Below are 19,256 nucleotides of genomic sequence, written 5' to 3' on the forward strand. Positions count from 1 at the left end.
CGCCGGCACGATTGCGTGTGGCTCCCTCGCGCCGGGGCGGCCGGAGATCCGGCGGTCCCGGCGGTCGGGGTCGGCGTCCGGATCACGCCGCGAGGCCGCGCAGCACATAGTGCAGGATGCCGCCGTTCCGGAAATATTCGAGCTCGTCGAGCGTATCGATCCGGCACAGCAGCGGCACGTCGAAACTGGTGCCGTCGGCGCGGGTGATGGTGGCGGTGAGCGTCTGGCGGGGTTTCAGCCCGGTCTCCAGGCCCTTGATGGTGACCGTCTCGTCGCCCTTGAGCCCGAGGCTCTGCCAGGAGGTGCCCTCCTGGAACGTCAGCGGCAGCACGCCCATGCCGACGAGGTTCGAGCGGTGGATGCGCTCGAACGACTGGGCGATCACCGCGCGCACGCCGAGCAAATTGGTGCCCTTGGCCGCCCAGTCGCGCGAGGAGCCGGTGCCGTACTCGCGGCCGGCGAACACCACCAGCGGCACGCCCTCGGCCTTGTAACGCATCGCCGCGTCATAGATCGGCAACTCCTCGCCGTCCGGATAGTGGAGGGTGAGGCCGCCCTCCTTGCCGCCCAGCATCTGGTTCTTGATGCGGATGTTGGCGAAGGTGCCGCGCATCATCACCTCGTGATTGCCGCGGCGGGTGCCGTACTGGTTGAAGTCGATCGCCGCGACGCCATGGCCGGTGAGGTACTTGCCGGCCGGCGAGGCGGCCTTGATGGAACCGGCCGGCGAGATGTGGTCGGTGGTGATGGAGTCGAGGAACAGGCCCAGCACCCGCGCCTGCTCGATGTCGGTCACCGGCTTCGGCTCGGTGCCCATGCCGGTGAAGTAGGGCGGGTTCTGCACATAGGTCGAGGCGTTCTCCCAGGCATAAGTGAGGCCGCCGGTGACCTTGATCTTGCGCCAGTGGGCGTCGCCCTTGAACACGTCGGCGTACTTGGCCTTGAAGGTCTTCCGGGTGACGAACTTGCGCACCAGCGCCGCGACCTCGCGCTGGGTCGGCCAGATGTCCTTGAGGTACACCGGCTGGCCGTCCTTGCCGGTGCCGAGCGGCTCGGTGGTGAGGTCGCGCTGCACCGTGCCGGCCAGCGCATAGGCCACCACCAGCGGCGGCGAGGCGAGGTAGTTGGCCTGCACGTCCGGGTTCACCCGGCCCTCGAAATTGCGGTTGCCCGACAGCACCGCCGCCGCCACCAGCTTGTTGTCGTTGATCGATTTCGAGATCGGCTCGGGCAGCGGCCCGGAATTGCCGATGCAGGTGGTGCAGCCGAAGCCGACGAGGTTGAAGCCGATCTTGTCGAGATCCTTCTGCAGGCCGGCGCTCGCGAGATATTCGGCCACCACCTGCGAACCGGGTGCGAGCGAGGTCTTCACCCACGGCTTCGACTTCAGCCCGCGCGCCACCGCGTTGCGGGCGACGAGGCCCGCCGCCATCATCACATAGGGATTGGAGGTGTTGGTGCAGGAGGTGATGGCGGCGATCGCCACGTCGCCATGGTGCAGCTCGTAGGCGGCGCCCTCGACCGGCGCCGCCTTGTCCAGCTCGCCCGGCCGCTTGAACTCGGTCTCCATCGCTGCGGCGAAGCCGGCCTTCACGTCCGACAGCAGCACCCGGTCCTGCGGCCGCTTGGGGCCGGCGAGCGAGGGCTCGACGGTGGCGAGGTCGAGCTCCAGCGTGTCGGTGAACACCGGCTCGGGCGTGGCGCGGGTGCGGTAGAGCCCCTGGGCCTTGGCGTACTTCTCGACCAAAGCGACGCGGCCCGGCTTGCGGCCGGTGTCGGTGAGATAGCGCAGCGTATCCTCGTCGACCGGGAAGAAGCCGCAGGTGGCGCCGTATTCGGGCGCCATGTTGGCGATGGTGGCGCGGTCCTCCAGCGTCAGCGCGTTGAGGCCGGGGCCGAAGAACTCGACGAACTTGCCGACCACGCCCTTTTTGCGCAGCATCTGGGTGATTGTCAGCACCAGATCGGTGGCGGTGACGCCCTCGCGGATCTTGCCGGCAAGGCGGAAGCCCACCACCTCGGGGATCAGCATCGAGATCGGCTGGCCGAGCATCGCCGCCTCCGCCTCGATGCCGCCGACGCCCCAGCCCAGCACGGCAAGGCCGTTGACCATGGTGGTGTGGCTGTCGGTACCGACCAGCGTGTCGGGATAGGCGACCTCGACGGTGGCGGCCTTACCGCGCTTGAGCACCTTCTCCTTCCTGGTCCACACCGTCTGGGCAAGGTATTCCAGATTGACCTGATGGCAGATGCCGGTGCCGGGCGGCACCACCGAGAAATTGGCGAAGGCCGACTGGCCCCATTTGAGGAAGCGGTAGCGCTCGCCGTTGCGCTGATACTCAAGCTCGACATTCTGCTTGAAGGCGCGCGCCGTGCCGAAATTGTCGACGATCACCGAATGGTCGATGACGAGATCGACCGGCACCTGCGGATTGATCTTCTTGGGGTCGCCGCCGAGCGTGGCCATGGCGTCGCGCATCGCCGCGAGATCGACCACCGCCGGCACGCCGGTGAAGTCCTGCATCAGCACCCGCGCCGGCCGGAAGGCGATCTCACGCTCGGACCTGCCCTTCGACTTCAGCCAGTCGGCCATCGCCTTGATGTCGTCCTTGGTCACCGTGCGGCCGTCCTCGTGGCGCAGCAGGTTTTCCAGAAGCACCTTCATCGAGAACGGCAGACGGGAAATGCCCTTGAGCCCGTTCTTCTCGGCGGCCTTGAGGCTGAAATAGACGTAGGTCTTCGTGCCGACCGTGAGAGTCTTTCGGCACTTGAAACTGTCGAGCGAAGTCATGGTCAAAGCCGTTCCCGCGTGCAGGTGAGCTGGCGTGCCGCGCAGGCTCGCTGACCGGCGGCCAGTCAAGACAAGGCCGGGGGGTCGCGCGGATGGATGCCAGGGCACCGCGGCTTATAACGCCTCCATCCCACAGGCGCGAGAGGCGATGCACGATTGTGCGGCCGCGCCGGCGCAACGTCCATGTTCGGGAACCGGTTGGGGAGCCTCTTGCGCCGATCCGGCGGGCGTGGTGTTGGTTCGGGCCCGTTCCCTGTTCTCCGCCACATCCGGTTTCACGCCTCATGCCGTCATCCTGCCGCCTCGTCGGCACCCGCCTCACCTGCGAACGCGGCGGCCGCGAGGTGTTCCGCGACGTCTCGTTCTCGCTCGATGCCGGCCGCACGCTGGCGCTGGTCGGGCCGAACGGGGCGGGCAAGTCCTCGCTGCTGCGGCTCATCGCCGGGCTGGTGCGCCCGCTCGCCGGCACGCTCACGCTTCAGGGCGGCGACGACGAGCTGTCGGTCGGCGAGCAGGCGCACTATCTCGGCCATCTCGACGCGCTGAAGCCGGCGCTGACGGTGGCCGAGAATCTCGATTTCTGGATCGCCGCGCTCGGCGGCGGAAGCGGCCTGTCGCGCGACGATGCGCTCGACCGGGTGGCGCTGGGCAAGCTTGCGGAGCTGCCGGCGCAGTATCTCTCCGCCGGCCAGCGGCGGCGGCTGGCGCTCGCCCGCCTGCTCGTCGTCCACCGGCCGCTGTGGCTGCTCGACGAGCCGACCACCGCGCTCGACGTGGCCTCGCAGGGCCGGCTGTTCGAGCTGATCGCGGCGCATCTCGCCGCCGGCGGGCTGGTGGTGGCGGCCACCCACCAGCCGCTGGCGGTGGCCTATGACGAACTCAGGCTCGCCGGGGACACCGTGTCATGACCGCGCTTATCGCTCTCGTCGTGCGCGATCTGCGCCTTGCCGTCCGGGTCGGCGGCGGCGCCTTCGTCGGCGTGCTGTTCTTCCTGGCGGTGGTGGTGGTGATGCCGTTCGCCATCGGCCCGGATCTCAACCTGCTGCGCCGCATCGGCCCGGCCATCCTTTGGGTGGGGGCGCTCCTGGCGAGCCTGCTCGCGCTCGACCGGCTGTTCGCCCAGGACCAGGAGGACGGCACGCTCGATCTGCTGCTCACCGCGCGCACCCCGCTGGAGCTGGTCGCCGCCGCCAAGGGCCTCGCCCACTGGATCGCCACCGGTCTGCCGCTGGTGCTGGCGGCGCCGGTGCTGTCGCTGCTGCTGAACCTGGAGCCGCTCGCCATCGGCGCGGTGGTGCTGACGCTTCTGGTCGGCACCCCGGCGCTCACCTTCATCGGTCTGGTCGGCGCCGCCCTGGCCGTGACACTGCGCCGCGGCGGCCTGCTGGTGGCGGTGCTGATCCTGCCGCTGTCGATCCCGATCCTGATCTTCGGCATCTCCGCCTCCAACGCCGCGGTCACCGGCGGCCTGCCGTTCGGCGCGCCCTTCACCATCCTGTGCGCGCTGTCGCTGGGCAGCCTCGTGCTGGGGCCGATCGCGGCGGGCGCCGCCATCCGCGCCGGGCTCGACTGAACCGGCGCGCGGCCTACGTGGATTCGCTGGTCCTTGCGCCAGCGCATTGCGGGGGCCGGGCACTCCCGCTAAAAGCCGGCCCATGGCGCTCATTGATCTGGCCAATCCGACACGGTTTCTCTCGTTCGCCCGTCCGGCGATCCCGATCGCCGGGGTGATCGCCGCCGGCCTTCTGGCCGTCGGTATCTATCTCGCCTTCTTCGTCGCCCCCGAGGACTACCAGCAGGGTGCCACCGTGCGCATCCTCTACATCCACGTGCCCTCGGCGTGGCTGGGCATGGCCTGCTACGTGGTGATGACGCTGTCGGCGCTCGGCACCCTGGTGTGGAAGCACCCGCTGGCCGACGTGTCGCAGAAGGCGGCGGCGCCGATCGGCGCGGCGTTCACGCTGCTGTGCCTCGTTACCGGCGCGCTGTGGGGCCGGCCGATGTGGGGCACCTATTGGGTGTGGGACGCGCGGCTGACCTCCACGCTGGTGCTGCTCCTGATCTATCTCGGCCTGATCGCGCTGTGGCGCACGGTGGAGGATCCCGGCCGGGCCGGGCGCGCCGCTGCGGTGCTGACGCTGGTGGGCGCGGTCAACATTCCGATCATCAAGTTCTCGGTGGACTGGTGGAACACGCTGCATCAGCCGACCTCGGTGATTCGGCTGGGCGGTCCGACCATCCATTCGTCGATCCTGACGCCGCTCCTGATCATGGCGGTGGGCGCGACGCTGATGTTCGTGGCGCTGCACCTCGCCGCCATGCGCAACGAAATCCTGCGCCGGCGTGTGCGCACGCTGCGCATCCTTGCCGCCCAGCGCGGCGCCACTGCGTGAGTTGTTCGGCATGATCGACCTCGGACCGCATGCGCTGTTCATCCAGCTTGCCTGGGCCGCGGCCGGGCTGGTCGCCTTCAGCCTGATCGCCTGGGTGACGATCGACTACCGCAGCCAGCGCCGTCAGCTTGCGGCGCTGGAGCAGGCGGCCAATGCCCGCCGCCGGCCGGCCGCAGCCACGCCGACGCCGCCCACGCCGCCGGTGCTCGAAGGAGCCGGCGCGCCATGAGCCAGTCCGAGACCCCGAAGCCCGACGCCGGCACGCCGGCTCCCGAGACGCCCGAGGCCGCGCCGCGCCGGCTCAAGCTGGCGCTGCTGCCGCTCGGCCTGTTCGCGGCGCTGGCGCTGCTGTTCTGGTTCGGCCTGTTCTCGGGCGACAAGTCGAAGATCCCGTCGGCCCTGATCGGCAAGCCGGTGCCGGCCTTTTCGCTGGAGCCGCTGGAGGGGACGAACCTGCCGGGCTTCAGCTCCGGCACGCTCAAGGATCAGGTCACGCTGGTGAATGTGTGGGCCTCGTGGTGCATTCCCTGCCGCGAGGAGCATCCGCAGCTCGTCGAGCTGGGCAAGGATCCGCGCGTCAAGCTCTACGGCCTCAACTACAAGGACAAGGCCGACAACGCCCGCCGCTTCCTCGACAATTTCGGCAATCCCTATGTGGCGATCGGCGTCGACCAGAGTGGGCGCACCGGCATCGACTGGGGCGTCTACGGCGTGCCCGAGACCTTCGTGATCGGCCGCGACGGCACCATCCGCTACAAGTTCATCGGCCCGATCATGCCGGACACGCTCAAGACGACGCTGATGCCGGAGATCGAGAAGGCGCTGGCGAAGTAGGCGCCGGCTGCCGCCGCTCAGGCCGCGCGACCTGCGGTGCCTATTCGTCTATTCACCGGGGGCCGCGGCGTGGATCGCCAGAGCGTGGATGCGCTCGGCGAACTCGGCGCGCAACGCATCGTTCACCATGCGGTGACGCGCGACGCGGCTCTTCCCCCGGAACACCTCGGCCACGATATGGATGCGGAAATGCGTCTCGCCGCCCGGCCGGCTGCCGGCATGCCCGGCGTGGCGGGCGGACTCGTCCTCGACGCGCAGCTCGCTCGGCGCCAGCGCGGCTCGAAGCCGTGATTCGATGCGTTCGGCAAAGGTCATGTGCTATGCGTAGGCGTCGTGACCGCACGCGGTCAATCCGGACGGCCATCCTTGTTTGACGTCGGTCTCATCCGCATAATCGACCCATGAAACTGAACTCGCCCTTGTTCGATCGAATCCGCGTCAAGCGCGCCGCCGAGGAGCCGGTGGTGCGTGCGCGGGGGCCCGTGTGCCAGTGGCCGGGCTGCGAGGCGGCCGGCACGCACCGCGCACCCAAGGGCCGCGGCCGCGACGGCGAGTATCTGCACTTCTGCCTCGACCACGTGCGCGAATACAACCACTCCTACAACTACTTCGCCGGCATGAGCGACGAGGAGGTGGCCGCCTGGCAGAAGGCCGCGGTCACCGGCCATCGTCCGACCTGGAAGATGGGCGTCAACGGCGTCCATGCCAGCGCCCACAGGGCGGAGGCCGCGTTCGAGGCCGGCGAGTTCGCCTTCGGCGATCCGTTCCGGGTGTTCGGGGCGCGTCAGGCCGAGACGCAGGAGCCCAAGGCGCGCGGACGCACCATCCGCAATGGCGAGCGCAAGGCGCTGGCCGCGCTCGACCTCGACGTCGACGCCACCCGCGAGGAGATCAAGGCGCGGTTCAAGACGCTGGCCAAGCGCCACCATCCGGACGTCAATGGCGGCGACACCTCGTCCGAGGACAGGCTGCGTGACATCATCTCCGCCTACAACTACCTCAAGGGGGCCGGCCTCTGCTGAGAGCGGGGATGGTCCGCGGGAGTCCGGTTGTGCGCCTCTTCCGCAGAAGCGGATTGCAGGTTTGCGATAGAAGGCGCGACAACTCAAAAACTTAGGGCGTCCTGTCCGGTTCCATCGGGCCCAGGAATCCTCTAGATCTAATCCACTAGATCTAATGCTCGGGATTTGATGCTCTAGATTTCAAGATGGCGCCTCGGGGCGCGAGCCCGCGAGCGGGCCACCGCCCCCGATGGCGCCCGCGGCAAGGAACCGGTTCATGAATGTCAGCGTGCCCACGGCCCCCCTTCCCGACATGAAAGTGTCGGTCCGGCAGGTGTTCGGGATCGACAGCGATCTCGAAGTGCCGGCCTATTCCGAGCCCGAGGACCACGTGCCGGACCTCGACGCCGACTATGTGTTCGACCGCGCGACCACGCTCGCCATCCTCGCCGGCTTCGCCCACAATCGCCGCGTCATGGTCGCCGGCTACCACGGCACCGGCAAGTCGACCCATATCGAGCAGGTGGCGGCGCGGCTCAACTGGCCGTGCGTGCGCGTCAATCTCGACAGCCACATCAGCCGTATCGACCTGATCGGCAAGGACGCCATTGTCATCCGCGAGGGCCAGCAGGTCACCGAGTTCCGCGACGGCATCCTGCCCTGGGCCTACCAGAACAATGTCGCGCTGGTGTTCGACGAGTACGACGCCGCGCGCCCCGACGTGATGTTCGTCATCCAGCGGGTGCTGGAATCCTCCGGCCGGCTGACGCTGCTCGACCAGAGCCGGGTCATCCGCCCTCACCCCGCCTTCCGGCTGTTCGCCACCGCCAACACCATCGGGCTCGGCGACACCACCGGCCTCTATCACGGCACCCAGCAGATCAACCAGGCGCAGATGGACCGCTGGTCGATCGTCACCACGCTGAACTATCTGCCGCACGACAAGGAGGTCGAGATCGTGCTGGCCAAGGCCAAGTCATTCCGCACCGAGAAGGGCCGCGAGACCATTTCTAAGATGGTGCGGCTGGCCGACCTCACCCGCAACGCCTTCATGAATGGCGACCTGTCGACGGTGATGAGCCCGCGCACGGTGATCACCTGGGCCGAGAACGCCGACATCTTCCAGGAACTGGCCTTCGCCTTCCGCGTCACCTTCCTCAACAAGTGCGACGAGCTGGAGCGGCCGCTGGTCGCCGAGTTCTACCAGCGCTGCTTCGGCCAGGATCTGCCCGAGTCGGCGGTGAACGTCGCGCTGTCATGAGGGCGGGGTAGGGACGGGGCCATGGCCAGCGAACCGCGGACGGTCGGCGGCTCGAACCGCAGCAAGGCCGGCGCGCGCGAGGCGCCGACCGAGCCGTTCAAGCGGGCGGTCGAGACCTGCCTGAAGGCGATCGCCCGGCGCGCCGATCTCGATGTCGGCTTTGCCGCCGAGCGGCCGAGCCTCGCCGGCAGCCGGGTGCGGCTGCCCGAGCCGCCGCGCAAGCTGACGCCGTTCGAGGCCGGGGTGGTGCGTGGCCACGCCGATTCCGTCGCGTTGCGCATCGCCTGCCACGACCCCGCCATCCACCGCCGGCTGGCGCCGGAGGAGCGCGAGGCGCGCGCGGTGTTCGAGGCCATCGAGCAGGCCCGGGTCGAGGCGATCGGCGCCAAGCGCATGGCCGGGGTGGCCGGCAACCTCGCCGCCATGCTGGAGGAACGCTACCGCCGCGGCGCCTATGCCGAGGTGACCGAGCGGGCGGACGCGCCGCTAGCCGATGCGCTGGCCATGCTGGTGCGCGAGCGGCTGACCGGCCGCCCGCCGCCGGCCGGCGCCGAGAAGCTGGTCGGGCTGTGGCGCGATTTCGTGGAGGAGCGCGCCGGGCGCGACCTCGACAAGCTCACCGGCCGCATCGACGACCAACGCCGCTTCGCCGAGACGGTGCGCGACCTGCTGTCCCAGCTCGACATGGCCGAGGGCCGCGACACCGAGCCCGACGACAGCGAGGAATCGGGCGACGACGACCAGCGCGACGACGATGAGGAAAGCCAGGACGAGACGGGCGAGAGCGCCGAGGGCGCGAGCGAACGCACCGGCGAGCTTGGCGCCGAGGACCTGCCTGACGGCACCAGCGAGCTCGACGACGCGCCGGCCAGCGACCTGCCGGAGGAGACCGAAACGGGCGAGGCCCAGGATGCCGGCGAGCCGCGCCGCCCCCGCCACGCTCTGCCCAACGAGGTGCGCGGACCGGACTACCGGCCGTTCACCGGCAAGTTCGACGAGATGGTGCACGCCGAGGATCTGTGCGACGCCGAGGAGCTCGACCGGCTGCGCGGCTATCTCGACAAGCAGCTGTCGCATCTGCAAGGCGTCGTCGCCCGCCTCGCCAACCGGCTGCAGCGGCGGCTGCTCGCCCAGCAGAACCGCGGCTGGGACTTCGACCTCGAGGAGGGGCTGCTCGATCCGGCGCGGCTCGCCCGCGTCATCATCGATCCGATGCACCCGCTGTCCTTCAAGATGGAGCGCGACACCCGCTTCCGCGACACGGTGGTGACGCTCCTGATCGACAATTCCGGCTCGATGCGCGGCCGGCCGATCACGGTGGCGGCGACCTGCGCCGACATCCTCGCCCGCACGCTGGAGCGCTGCGGCGTCAAGGTCGAGATCCTCGGCTTCACCACCCGGGCCTGGAAGGGCGGCCAGTCGCGCGAGGCGTGGCTCGCCGCCGGCAAGCCGCCGGCACCCGGCCGCCTCAACGATCTGCGCCACATCGTCTACAAGTCGGCCGATGCGCCGTGGCGGCGGGCGCGCAAGAATCTCGGCCTGATGATGCGCGAGGGCCTGCTGAAGGAGAATATCGACGGCGAGGCGCTGGCCTGGGCGCATGAACGGCTGCTGGTGCGGCCGGAGAACCGCAAGATCCTGATGATGATCTCGGACGGCGCCCCGGTCGACGACTCCACGCTGTCGGTCAATCCCGGCAATTATCTCGAGCGGCATCTGCGCTGGATCATCGAGGAGATCGAAACCCGCTCGCCGGTCGAGCTGATCGCCATCGGCATCGGCCACGACGTGACGCGCTACTACCGCCGGGCGGTGACCATCGTCGATGCCGAGGAGCTGGGGGGGGTGATGACCGAGAAGCTGGCCGAGCTGTTCGACGAGGACATGGCGCGGCCCGAGCCCCACCCCGGCCGCAGGCGCAGGCGGGCGGCATGAGAGCACGATTTCGCGGTCTGATCGCCGCGGCGGTGGTTGCGGCGGTGGTGCCGTTTGCCGCCACCGCGGTTGCCAAGCCCAAGGTGCTGCCGGCCGAGCCGCTGGCGCTGGCGGTGCAGGCGACGCCGGTCACCAGCTTCGATCCGGGCGAGCCGGAGCGGAAGCGCTTCGGCCGGCTGGAGTTTCGCGGCGGGCTGGAGCTCTCGGCCGACAATCCCGCCTTCGGCGGCTGGTCGGGCTTGCGCCTGGATGCTGCGGGCGAGCGCATTCTCGCCGTCTCCGATGCCGGGGTGTGGCTGACCGGCCGGCTCGACACCGCGAACGGCCGGCTCAGCGGTTTGAGCGACGTGCGGATCGCGGCGATGCGCGGCACGGCCGGCGAGCCGCTGGCGCGGATCGGCCGCGCCGACGTCGAGTCGCTGGCCGTCGACGGCAGCGCCTGTTACGTCGGCATCGAGCGGGTGCACGAGATCCGCCGCTACGACTGCTCGGGTGCGCCGTTCGCCGCCCGCGGCATGCCCCGGCCGGTGCCGCCGGCGCTGAAGAAGATGCCGAAGAACAGCGGGCTCGAGGCGCTGGTCGCGGTGCCGCGCGATCTCGGCGGCGCCGCCAGCGCGCTGGCCGGCAGCCTGATCGGCATCACCGAGACCGGCGAAACCGGCGAGGCCGATTCGCTGGGCTTCATCATTCGCGGGTCGCGCTTCGCCACCTTCCGCGTCAAGCGGTCCGACGACTTCTCGATCACCGACGCGGCACTCGCCGGCAGCGACCTCCTGGTGCTGGAGCGCCACTTCTCGCTGCTGCGCGGGGTGTCGATGCGGGTGCGGCGGATTCCGCTTTCGGCGATCGAGCCCGGCGCGGTGGTCGACGGCGAGGTGCTGATGACCGCCGGCCGCGGCCAGCAGATCGACAATATGGAGGGGCTGGCGGTGCACACCAACGCCGCTGGCGAGACCATTTTGACGATGATCTCCGACGACAATTTCAGCTTCCTGCAGCGCACGCTGATCCTGCAGTTCGCGCTCGTCGAATAGCCCGGCCCATCCTTGACTTCGGCGCACGCCGCCGTGTAGATGTCGCCCTTCGGCGGCGTGTGTCCTGCGCACGCCGCGATTCACCCTGACCTTTCAACGATCGCCAAGAAGCCGGTCCTCGAGGCCGGATTGGAACACGGGACAGAACGATGTTCGCGGTCATCAAGACGGGCGGCAAGCAATACCGCGTCGCCCCCAACGATACCCTAGAGATCGAACGGCTTGAGGCCGTGGCCGGAGAGACGGTGACGTTCTCCGAAGTGCTGCTGGTCGGCAGCGAGGGCGAAACCACGGTCGGCGCGCCGACCGTCGCGGGCGCCGTGGTTGCCGCCGAAGTGGTGGAGCTGACGCGCGGACCGAAGGTCATCGCCTTCAAGAAGCGCCGTCGCAAGAATTCCCGGCGCAAGCGTGGCCACCGTCAGGATCTGATGCTGGTCCGGATCACCGAGATCCGCCGCGCGGGCGCCGCCTGACGAACATTTGTTTGTCGCGATTCACCTTTAGTCGAATACGATCTCCGGGAGACCGGTTATGGCACATAAAAAAGCAGGCGGCTCGTCGCGCAACGGGCGCGATTCGAACGCGCAACGCCTCGGCGTGAAGAAGTTCGGCGGCGAAGCTGTGCTCGCCGGCAACATCATCGTCCGTCAGCGTGGCACCAAGTGGCACGCGGGCGACAATGTCGGCATTGGCAAGGATCACACCCTCTTTGCCACCGCCAACGGCCACGTCGCGTATCGCACCAAAGCGAACGGCCGCACCTTCGTATCCGTCATTGCGACGATGAAGGCGGCCGAATAGGCGGACACCAAGATCAGGGGTCCGTCGGCACCAGTCAAACCGGCGGACCCAGAGAGACAAGACGGGTCGATCGCAGGGGGAGACCGGGGTGCCGGCTCCCCCTTCGCTTTTCTACCAGGAGGACCCGTCCGATGACTCTCGAAAGATCCTGCGAAATCCGGCTCCCCGGAGAGATCTGTCTCCCCGTCCTCGAGACCGAGCGGCTGGTGCTTCGCACGCCGCGTCTTGAGGACGCGGCCGTGATCGCGGCGCTGGCCGACGATCCTGCCGTGGCCGTCAACACGGCCCTGATTCCGCATCCCTATCGAAAACAGGACGCCGAGGCTTGGATCGCCCAGCTCGCCGGTCCGGACGACGATGGCGCGACCTTCGGCATTTACCCGAAGCATCGCGACACGTTCGCCGGCGCGTGCGGCTTGAACCGCCTCGATGGCGCGATGCACCTCGGCTATTGGCTGGGTGCGCCCTATCGCAATGCCGGGCTGGCCACCGAGGCTGCCCGCGCCGTCATCGATTTTGCCTTCACGCGCCTCGATCTGCCCGAGATCACCTCGGCGGCGCGCGTCACCAACGCCGCCTCGCGCCGGGTGCTCGAGAAGTGCGGCTTCCAGTGGACCGGCGTCGGCCTGACGCGGGTCAAGGCGCTCGGCGCCTCGGTGCCGGTCGATCGCTTCCGGCTCGACCGCAAGACCTGGGCGTCTTTGCGCGCCTGGGGCACGATGCCGCTCACCGAGGGGCCGTCGATCCAGGCGGCGTGAGCCGGCTGCAATGATATGGGCCGCCTCTCTCCGGGTCCGCAGGGAGGCGGCCTCGCTTATGGGCCCCGGCTGGGCTAAGTCACAAGAACAGAGCGTCATCCCGGCCAAGCGGCGACAGCCGCGCGAGCCGGGATCGTCGTCAGAGCGGCCCTCTTTTCTGCAAACGGTCCCGGCTCGGCGCTTCGCGCCGTCCGGGACGACAACGCGACCAACCCATAGAATTCGATGAAATTCCTCGATCAGGCCAAGGTTTACGTGAAGGCGGGCGACGGCGGCAATGGCTGCGCCTCGTTCCGCCGCGAGAAGTTCATCGAGTTCGGTGGGCCGGACGGCGGCGATGGCGGCCGCGGCGGCGACATCGTCATCGAGTGCGTCGACGGCCTCAACACGCTGATCGACTATCGCTACCAGCAGCACTTCAAGGCCCAGCGCGGCGAGAACGGCAAGGGCAAGCAGCGCCACGGCGCCGGCGGCAAGGATCTCGTGCTGCGCGTGCCGGTCGGCACCCAGGTGTTCGACGACGACAAGGAGACGCTGCTCGCCGACCTCACCGAGGTCGGCCAGAAGGTGGTGCTGCTCAAGGGCGGCAATGGCGGCTTCGGCAACATGCGCTTCACCACCTCCACCAACCGCGCGCCGCGCCGGGCCAATCCCGGCGAAGTGGGGCCGGAGCGCTGGATCTGGCTGCGGCTGAAGCTGATCGCCGATGCCGGCCTCGTCGGCCTGCCCAACGCCGGCAAATCGACGTTCCTCGCCGCGGTGTCGGCGGCGAAGCCGAAGATCGCCGACTATCCCTTCACCACCCTGCACCCCAATCTCGGCGTGGCGCGGGTCGACGAGCGCGAGTTCGTGATCGCCGACATTCCCGGCCTGATCGAGGGCGCACACGAGGGCATCGGCATCGGCGACCGCTTTCTCGGCCATATCGAGCGCTGCCGGGTGCTGCTGCACCTCGTCGATGCCACCACCGAGCACGCCGGCAAGACCTACAAGGCGGTGCGGAACGAGCTCGCGCTCTATGGCGGCGGCCTTGCCGACAAGCCCGAGGTGGTGGCGCTGTCCAAGGCCGATGCGCTCGATCCCGACACGCTGAAGGAACAGGTGGCGCGGCTGAAGCGCGCCGCCAAGCGCACCCCGCTGGTGCTCTCGGCGCACACCGGCCAGGGCGTCGCCGAGGCGCTCCGGGCGCTGGCGGCGGTGATCGCCGACGCCAAGGCGATGGAGGCGGACGAGGAGGAGCCGGCGCTGGAGGGCTGGCAGCCGTGACACCCCGACAAGAGGGGGCGCGCCGCGTGAGGGCTCGATTAAAACACACAGTGGCTTTCTTGACCGAGTTGAGGGTGTGTGTATTCTTGCGTCATCCTCTTTAGGAAGGGAAAACCGGCATGTCTCGCTACGAGCCCCTTCGGCGGTATCTTGCGGGGTCGTCCGCCGCGGATCTGCCAATGACTTTTCCCGAGATCGAGCGCATCCTTGGGCGGCCTCTGCCCGACTCGTCCCGGCGTCACCGCGCGTGGTGGAGTAACAACCCAACAAACAATGTTATGACTCGCGCTTGGTTGGACGCCGGCTACGAAACGTCCGAGGTGGACATGGCCAAGGAACGGCTGGTGTTCCGGCGCAAGCGCGGCAGTCCCTCAGCTAGCGGATCGACGTCGCCAACGCCGTCTGGATCCCACGCGCCGCAAGCTGGCGCCGCCTCCGAGTCCGCTGGCTCTCAGCCGCGTCGACATCCGCTGTTTGGCATTCTGAAAGGTAAGTTCACGCTTGCTCCGGGCACCGACCTGACCCAGCCTGCCGACCCCGACTGGGGCAAGGAACTGTACGGTGATTAACCCGCTCCTGCTGGATACCTGCGCCGCCCTTTGGATCGCGGAGGACGCGCCGCTCGAAGACGAAGCCGCGGCGGCGCTCGATGCCGCGGCCAACCACCAAGGCTCCGTCTTCATCTCGCCTATTACAGCCTGGGAAATCGGCCTCCTGGTGGCGCGAGGGCGACTAAGGACGGCACTGACCCCGCTGGCGCTGTATCAGTCGATTTGCGATCTCCCCGCCATGCAGGCGACGATCCTGTCTCCCGAGATTCTGGTCGCGTCATCTTTCCTGCCTGGCGAACCACCCCGCGATCCGTTCGACCGGGCGATCATCGCCACCGCTCGCGAGCACGGTCTCACCGTGGTGACCCGCGACCGCGCCATTCTGGGCTATGCGAAGGAAGGTCATGTCCTGGCGTTGGCCTGCTGAGCACGGTGCGGCATTGCCAACCCGCCGGCCGCGTGCGACAGCCGCGCGGTCCTGACCCGCGCCCGTTTCCAGCTCCGACCCGCTTCCAGCTCCGTCCACTCCCATGTGCTCGTCCCCGTCCTCCAAGACCCAGCAAGCCGCGCCGCAGCTCGCGGCGTTCCGCCGCATCGTCATCAAGGTCGGCTCGGCGCTGCTGGTCGATCCCAAGGAGGGCGTGCCGCGCACCGAGTGGCTGGCCTCGCTCGCCGCCGATCTCGGCATGCTGCATCGGCGCGGCGCCGATCTGATGGTGGTGTCGTCGGGGGCCATCGCGCTCGGCCGCACCGTGCTGCGGCTCGGTCGCGGCCCGCTCAAGCTGGAGGAGAGCCAGGCCGCTGCCGCGGTCGGCCAGATCGCGCTGGCCCGGGTGTGGTCGGAGATGCTGGCGGCGGAAGGGATGAAGGCCGGCCAGATCCTGCTCACCCTGGGCGATACGGAAGAGCGGCGGCGCTATCTCAACGGCCGCAACACGCTCGACAAGCTGCTGGAGCTTGGCGCGGTGCCGGTGATCAACGAGAACGACACCGTCGCCACCACCGAGATCCGCTATGGCGACAATGACCGCCTCGCCGCGCGCGTCGGCACCATGGCGTCGGCCGATCTCGTCGTGCTGCTGTCCGACATCGACGGCCTCTACACCGCGCCGCCGCAGCAGGACCCGACCGCGACCTTCATCCCGGTGGTGCCGCGGATCACCGCCGAGATCGAGGCAATGGCCGGCGATGTCGGCTCGGAACTGTCGCGCGGCGGCATGCGCACCAAGATCGAGGCGGCCAAGATCGCCACCTCGGGCGGCGCCCACCTCCTCATCGCCTCAGGAAGGGTGCCGAACCCGCTGCGCGCCGTCGAGCAGGGGGCGCGGGCGACCTGGTTCCTGACGCCGGCCAACCCGGTCACCGCCCGCAAGAAATGGATCGCCGGCTCGCTGGAGCCGAAGGGCACGCTCCACATCGATGCCGGCGCGCGCGCCGCGCTGAAGCGCGGCAAGTCGCTGCTGCCGGCCGGCGTCATCAGGATCGAAGGCGCGTTCGCCCGCGGCGACGCGGTGATCGTGCGCGGCCCAGACGGCGCCGAGGTGGCGCGCGGTCTCGTCGCCTATGACGCCGAGGACGCCGCCAAGATCCTGCGCCGCTCGTCCGAGGACATCCTGATGATTCTCGGCTTTTCCGGCCGAACCGAGATGATCCACCGCGACGACATGGCCTTCGCCGGCGAGTGATTCGGTTCCCGGCTCAGGCGGTAGCCGCATCAAACGAAAATCCGGCCCGTGGGGCCGGATTTCGTCGCACGCGGAACCGTCTTCTCCATCCGCCCGGCCGGTCTCGATGGGCCGGGACGCGGGCGGTGAGGGGTCAGTGATGGCTGCCGGCGCGCTTGCGGCCGCCCTTACGGCCGGCGTCGGAGGCAAGCTCCCGATCCTGGGAAAAGGACCTGTTGGCGGGGTCGACGCTGCGCCCACCCTTCTGGCCTGCCGCAGTGGCGAGAGACCGATCCCTCGCGAAGACTCGCTTTTCCGGCGGGACACTCTGTCCGCCCTTGCGAGCGATCTCGCGCCGCGTCTGGCTGTCCATCGCCGCAAAGCCGCGCTTGACCTTCACGCTCGCTTCCATTCCACGCACTCCTGTTTGGGACGGTGCGAACCAAACGCAGGATGCCTCGGACGGTTCCGGACCGATTAAGGCCAAGTGAAACATTTGAGGGGCCGGACCCGAATTGCCCGCTTGCGTCACCGGATCGTGTCCGGTCGCGGGGAGACCACGCTTCCGCGCGCGGGCGGCCCGAACCCCATGGCAACGGCCCCGGACGCTGACGCGTGGGGCCGTTGACTCCCGCGGATTTTCTCTTGGGAAACAAAGGTCTTGGGAAACCAAGGTCTTTGGGAGTCAAGGTCTTGGGGACCAAAGCCTTGGAAAACCGAAGATTTCGCGAAAATCCACGACCGCAGCCCATGGTCCGCCTTCGCGGCCGTTGGTCTCAGCCCGTGGCCTGCAGCGCGGCGCGCGTCTGGTCGTCGGGGCCGAGATCGTCGACGCTCTCGACCGCGAGAAGCTGGGCCAAGCGCGTGCGGGCGCGGTTCACTCGGCTCTTGATGGTGCCGACCGCGCATTGGCAGATCTCGGCGGCCTCCTCGTAGGAGAAGCCGGAGGCGCCGACCAGGAGCAGCACCTCGCGCTGGTCGGGCGGCAGGCGGGCGAGCGCCGCCTTGAAGTCCTCAAGGTCGAGGCGCGCGCCCTGCTCGGGCTGGGTGGACAGGCGCGCGGCATAGACGCCGTCGGCGTCCTCAACCTCGCGGCGGCGCTTGCGGTATTCGGAATGGAACAGATTGCGCAGGATGGTGAACAGCCACGCGTTCAGATTGGTGCCGGGCTGGAAGCTGTCGATGTGCGAGAGCGCGCGCAGCAGCGTCTCCTGTACGAGATCGTCCGCCCGGTCGACATTGCCGGACAGGGAGATCGCAAAGGCGCGCAGGCTGGGAACGGCGCCAAGGAGGGCGTCCCGCATCGACGCGTCAATCGTCATCCAGTCGTTCCCTTCTCGGCACTCTTCTCGGCACTCTTGCCTCTGTCGGCCTTGCCCCTCTCGGCGCTCCGGCTCTTTCCAGTGCTCTTTCCCTGCTCGATGTCGTCGAGATCCTTCAGGAGGTCGACGAAACGATCCGGTATCGGCTGCTGAAGAAGATCGTCGTACATTGCCCGCAACTGCTCGCCCAATCGCGCCTGCGCATTGCGATCAAGCCGGGGGGGCGCGGGTGGCACATGTCCGGGAACCACGTCTTCCGCGACCTCCCTCGCCCTCTTCTGTGCCATGTCGGTCCTCTTGTTCATCGCGGCTCCACGCGACACTACGCCACAGTACGTGCTGTACCTGAAGTCTACCTATAATCGACTTGCGGGGACCGGTGAGCCAAGCATCCGAGCCAAGCGTCCACCCCGCCAGGATCTATCCTGCCGATTCTCTTCCGGACTCTCTTGTTCTGTTCCGGAATCTCTTGCGGCACCTCGCCCCGGTCCCTCGTCCCGGCGGATGCGCCGGGATGCGGCAGCTTGCCGCCCGGATCAACGTCGGATGCCGGGTTCGGTTCCCGCACGGGAACATTTTTCGGATGCGGACGTTTGGAAAACGGGGGCGTATGATCTTCGCCCATTGGGATTGTGTTGGGGGTGCGCGTCATGACGACAGCCGAACTGGTCGCAATGAGTCTGCCCTATCTTCGGCGGTATGCACGTGCGGTCACGGGGGACCAGACGGGGGGCGACGCCTATGTGGCGGCGACCTTGGAAGCCCTGCTGGCGAACGCCCCGCAGTTGAGCAAGGCGTCCGACACCAAGGTCGAGTTGTTCCGTATCTTCAGCAAGATCTGGAATTCGCTGTCGGTCAACCACGCGCAGGAGGCTGCGGCCGCGACGCCGGGCGAGGCGCGGCTGCGCCAGCTCACGCCGCTGCCGCGACAGGCCTTCCTGCTGGTCAGCCTGGAGAATTTCAGCGAGGAGGAGGGCGCGCGCATTCTCGGCGTCGACCGCTCGGCCTTCCGCGACCTCCTGGACAGCGCCGGGCGCGAGCTGGCCGAGGATATCGCCACCGACGTGCTGATCATCGAGGACGAGCCGCTGATCGCGCTGGATTTCGAGGCGCTGGTGGAATCGCTCGGTCACCGGGTGCTGGGCGTGGCGCGCACCCGTGACGAGGCGGTGAAGCTCGCCGCCGGACGGCGCCCGGGCCTGATCCTGGCCGACATCCAGCTCGCCGACGGCAGTTCCGGGCTCGACGCGGTCAACGACCTCCTGATGAAGGCCGAGGTGCCGGTGGTGTTCATCACCGCCTATCCGGAGCGTTTCCTCACCGGCGAGCGGCCGGAGCCCGCCTTCCTGATCGCCAAGCCGTTCCGGCCCAACCATGCGGCGGCGGTGATCAGCCAGGCGCTGTTCTTCGAGCGCAATGCGCGGCCGCGCCGCCGCGCCGTGGCGTAACCGGCCTGCGGCACGCGCCCCGAGTTGGAGCATTTTCCGCACAAGTGGATACCGGTTGTGCGAAAGACCCGAAGGGCCGCGTCAGCGAAAATGCGACAAACCAGAAACTTGGAGCGTCCGATCTGATGCAGTCAGATCGGATCACGCTCTGGGCTCCGGTTCGCTGCGTCGCACGGGTTCGCGGCGTGTCCGGTCGT

22 protein-coding genes and 1 pseudogene are annotated in these 19,256 nt (G+C 68.5%); 18 read left to right on the plus strand and 5 right to left on the minus strand.

What is annotated here, in order from left to right; translation table 11 throughout:
* Positions 1–82: 82 nt before the first annotated feature.
* Positions 83–2,791, minus strand: a complete 2,709-nt coding sequence (gene acnA, locus BLTE_RS16655) for an aconitate hydratase AcnA (RefSeq protein WP_126402272.1) — start codon at positions 2,789–2,791, stop codon at positions 83–85.
* A 284-nt stretch (positions 2,792–3,075) separates the two neighbouring features.
* Here acnA and ccmA point away from each other — a divergent pair, with 284 nt between their 5' ends.
* The 5 genes from ccmA to BLTE_RS16680 all read left to right on the plus strand — a co-directional run bounded on the left by ccmA (position 3,076) and on the right by BLTE_RS16680 (position 6,018).
* Entirely contained in the window at positions 3,076–3,699 is a 624-nt protein-coding gene (gene ccmA, locus BLTE_RS16660) for a heme ABC exporter ATP-binding protein CcmA (protein ID WP_126401740.1), read from the plus strand.
* Complete coding sequence (gene ccmB / locus BLTE_RS16665) at positions 3,696–4,364, plus strand: heme exporter protein CcmB (protein ID WP_126401741.1); 669 nt, start codon at positions 3,696–3,698, stop codon at positions 4,362–4,364. Before ccmA ends, ccmB begins: the two co-directional genes overlap by 4 nt.
* 82 nt (positions 4,365–4,446) lie before the next feature.
* Positions 4,447–5,184 carry a heme ABC transporter permease gene (locus BLTE_RS16670; protein ID WP_126401742.1) on the plus strand — a complete coding sequence of 246 codons (738 nt, stop codon included), beginning with the start codon at positions 4,447–4,449 and terminating at the stop codon, positions 5,182–5,184.
* Between the two features lie 10 nt (positions 5,185–5,194).
* Positions 5,195–5,413 carry a heme exporter protein CcmD gene (gene ccmD, locus BLTE_RS16675; RefSeq protein ID WP_244600034.1) on the plus strand — a complete coding sequence of 73 codons (219 nt, stop codon included), beginning with the start codon at positions 5,195–5,197 and terminating at the stop codon, positions 5,411–5,413.
* Complete coding sequence (locus tag BLTE_RS16680) at positions 5,410–6,018, plus strand: DsbE family thiol:disulfide interchange protein (RefSeq protein WP_126401743.1); 609 nt, start codon at positions 5,410–5,412, stop codon at positions 6,016–6,018. Before ccmD ends, BLTE_RS16680 begins: the two co-directional genes overlap by 4 nt.
* A gap of 48 nt (positions 6,019–6,066) precedes the next feature.
* Here BLTE_RS16680 and BLTE_RS16685 read toward each other — a convergent pair whose 3' ends face one another.
* On the minus strand, positions 6,067–6,333 hold the full coding sequence (locus BLTE_RS16685) for a BolA family protein (protein ID WP_126401744.1): 267 nt from the start codon (positions 6,331–6,333) through the stop codon (positions 6,067–6,069).
* Positions 6,334–6,419: 86 nt separating this feature from the next.
* Here BLTE_RS16685 and BLTE_RS16690 point away from each other — a divergent pair, with 86 nt between their 5' ends.
* The 12 genes and pseudogenes from BLTE_RS16690 (at position 6,420) to proB (ending at position 16,310) form a co-directional block, all read left to right on the plus strand.
* Positions 6,420–7,040: a J domain-containing protein gene (locus BLTE_RS16690; protein ID WP_126401745.1), complete on the plus strand. Its 621-nt coding sequence runs from the start codon at positions 6,420–6,422 to the stop codon at positions 7,038–7,040.
* A 256-nt stretch (positions 7,041–7,296) separates the two neighbouring features.
* On the plus strand, positions 7,297–8,280 hold the full coding sequence (gene cobS / locus BLTE_RS16695; RefSeq protein WP_126401746.1) for a cobaltochelatase subunit CobS: 984 nt from the start codon (positions 7,297–7,299) through the stop codon (positions 8,278–8,280).
* A gap of 21 nt (positions 8,281–8,301) precedes the next feature.
* Entirely contained in the window at positions 8,302–10,215 is a 1,914-nt protein-coding gene (gene cobT / locus BLTE_RS16700; protein WP_126401747.1) for a cobaltochelatase subunit CobT, read from the plus strand.
* Complete coding sequence (locus BLTE_RS16705) at positions 10,212–11,249, plus strand: esterase-like activity of phytase family protein (protein WP_126401748.1); 1,038 nt, start codon at positions 10,212–10,214, stop codon at positions 11,247–11,249. Before cobT ends, BLTE_RS16705 begins: the two co-directional genes overlap by 4 nt.
* 149 nt (positions 11,250–11,398) lie before the next feature.
* On the plus strand, positions 11,399–11,722 hold the full coding sequence (gene rplU, locus BLTE_RS16710) for a 50S ribosomal protein L21 (protein WP_126401749.1): 324 nt from the start codon (positions 11,399–11,401) through the stop codon (positions 11,720–11,722).
* Positions 11,723–11,780: 58 nt separating this feature from the next.
* The gene (gene rpmA / locus BLTE_RS16715) at positions 11,781–12,050 is read left to right on the plus strand and encodes a 50S ribosomal protein L27 (RefSeq protein ID WP_126401750.1); all 270 of its coding nucleotides are present in this window, start codon (positions 11,781–11,783) and stop codon (positions 12,048–12,050) included.
* Positions 12,051–12,256: 206 nt separating this feature from the next.
* Positions 12,257–12,808, plus strand: a complete 552-nt coding sequence (locus tag BLTE_RS16720; RefSeq protein ID WP_342211499.1) for a GNAT family N-acetyltransferase — start codon at positions 12,257–12,259, stop codon at positions 12,806–12,808.
* A gap of 225 nt (positions 12,809–13,033) precedes the next feature.
* Entirely contained in the window at positions 13,034–14,074 is a 1,041-nt protein-coding gene (gene obgE / locus BLTE_RS16725) for a GTPase ObgE (RefSeq protein ID WP_126401752.1), read from the plus strand.
* 179 nt (positions 14,075–14,253) lie between these two features.
* Positions 14,254–14,370: pseudogene (locus tag BLTE_RS18805) on the plus strand (DUF7662 domain-containing protein); the annotation flags it as partial.
* Positions 14,371–14,400: 30 nt separating this feature from the next.
* Entirely contained in the window at positions 14,401–14,643 is a 243-nt protein-coding gene (locus tag BLTE_RS16730; RefSeq protein WP_126401753.1) for a hypothetical protein, read from the plus strand.
* A complete protein-coding gene (locus tag BLTE_RS16735) occupies positions 14,636–15,052 on the plus strand; it encodes a type II toxin-antitoxin system VapC family toxin (protein WP_126401754.1) in 417 nt (138 codons plus the stop codon). The genes BLTE_RS16730 and BLTE_RS16735 overlap by 8 nt, the downstream gene beginning before the upstream one ends.
* 103 nt (positions 15,053–15,155) lie before the next feature.
* A complete protein-coding gene (gene proB / locus BLTE_RS16740; protein ID WP_126401755.1) occupies positions 15,156–16,310 on the plus strand; it encodes a glutamate 5-kinase in 1,155 nt (384 codons plus the stop codon).
* A 133-nt stretch (positions 16,311–16,443) separates the two neighbouring features.
* On the opposite strand, the gene BLTE_RS16745 is transcribed toward proB, so the two are convergent.
* The 3 genes from BLTE_RS16745 to BLTE_RS16755 form a co-directional block, all read right to left on the minus strand.
* Entirely contained in the window at positions 16,444–16,701 is a 258-nt protein-coding gene (locus tag BLTE_RS16745) for a con-10 family general stress protein (RefSeq protein WP_126401756.1), read from the minus strand.
* A 364-nt stretch (positions 16,702–17,065) separates the two neighbouring features.
* A complete protein-coding gene (locus BLTE_RS16750; protein ID WP_126401757.1) occupies positions 17,066–17,611 on the minus strand; it encodes a sigma-70 family RNA polymerase sigma factor in 546 nt (181 codons plus the stop codon).
* Positions 17,608–17,916 carry a NepR family anti-sigma factor gene (locus BLTE_RS16755; RefSeq protein ID WP_126401758.1) on the minus strand — a complete coding sequence of 103 codons (309 nt, stop codon included), beginning with the start codon at positions 17,914–17,916 and terminating at the stop codon, positions 17,608–17,610. The genes BLTE_RS16750 and BLTE_RS16755 overlap by 4 nt, the downstream gene beginning before the upstream one ends.
* 345 nt (positions 17,917–18,261) lie before the next feature.
* On the opposite strand from BLTE_RS16755, the gene BLTE_RS16760 reads away from it, so the two are divergent.
* Positions 18,262–19,059, plus strand: a complete 798-nt coding sequence (locus BLTE_RS16760; protein WP_126401759.1) for a response regulator — start codon at positions 18,262–18,264, stop codon at positions 19,057–19,059.
* Positions 19,060–19,256: the final 197 nt, after the last annotated feature.

The sequence above is a fragment of the Blastochloris tepida genome, assembly GCF_003966715.1.
GTDB classification, from domain to species: domain Bacteria; phylum Pseudomonadota; class Alphaproteobacteria; order Rhizobiales; family Xanthobacteraceae; genus Blastochloris; species Blastochloris tepida.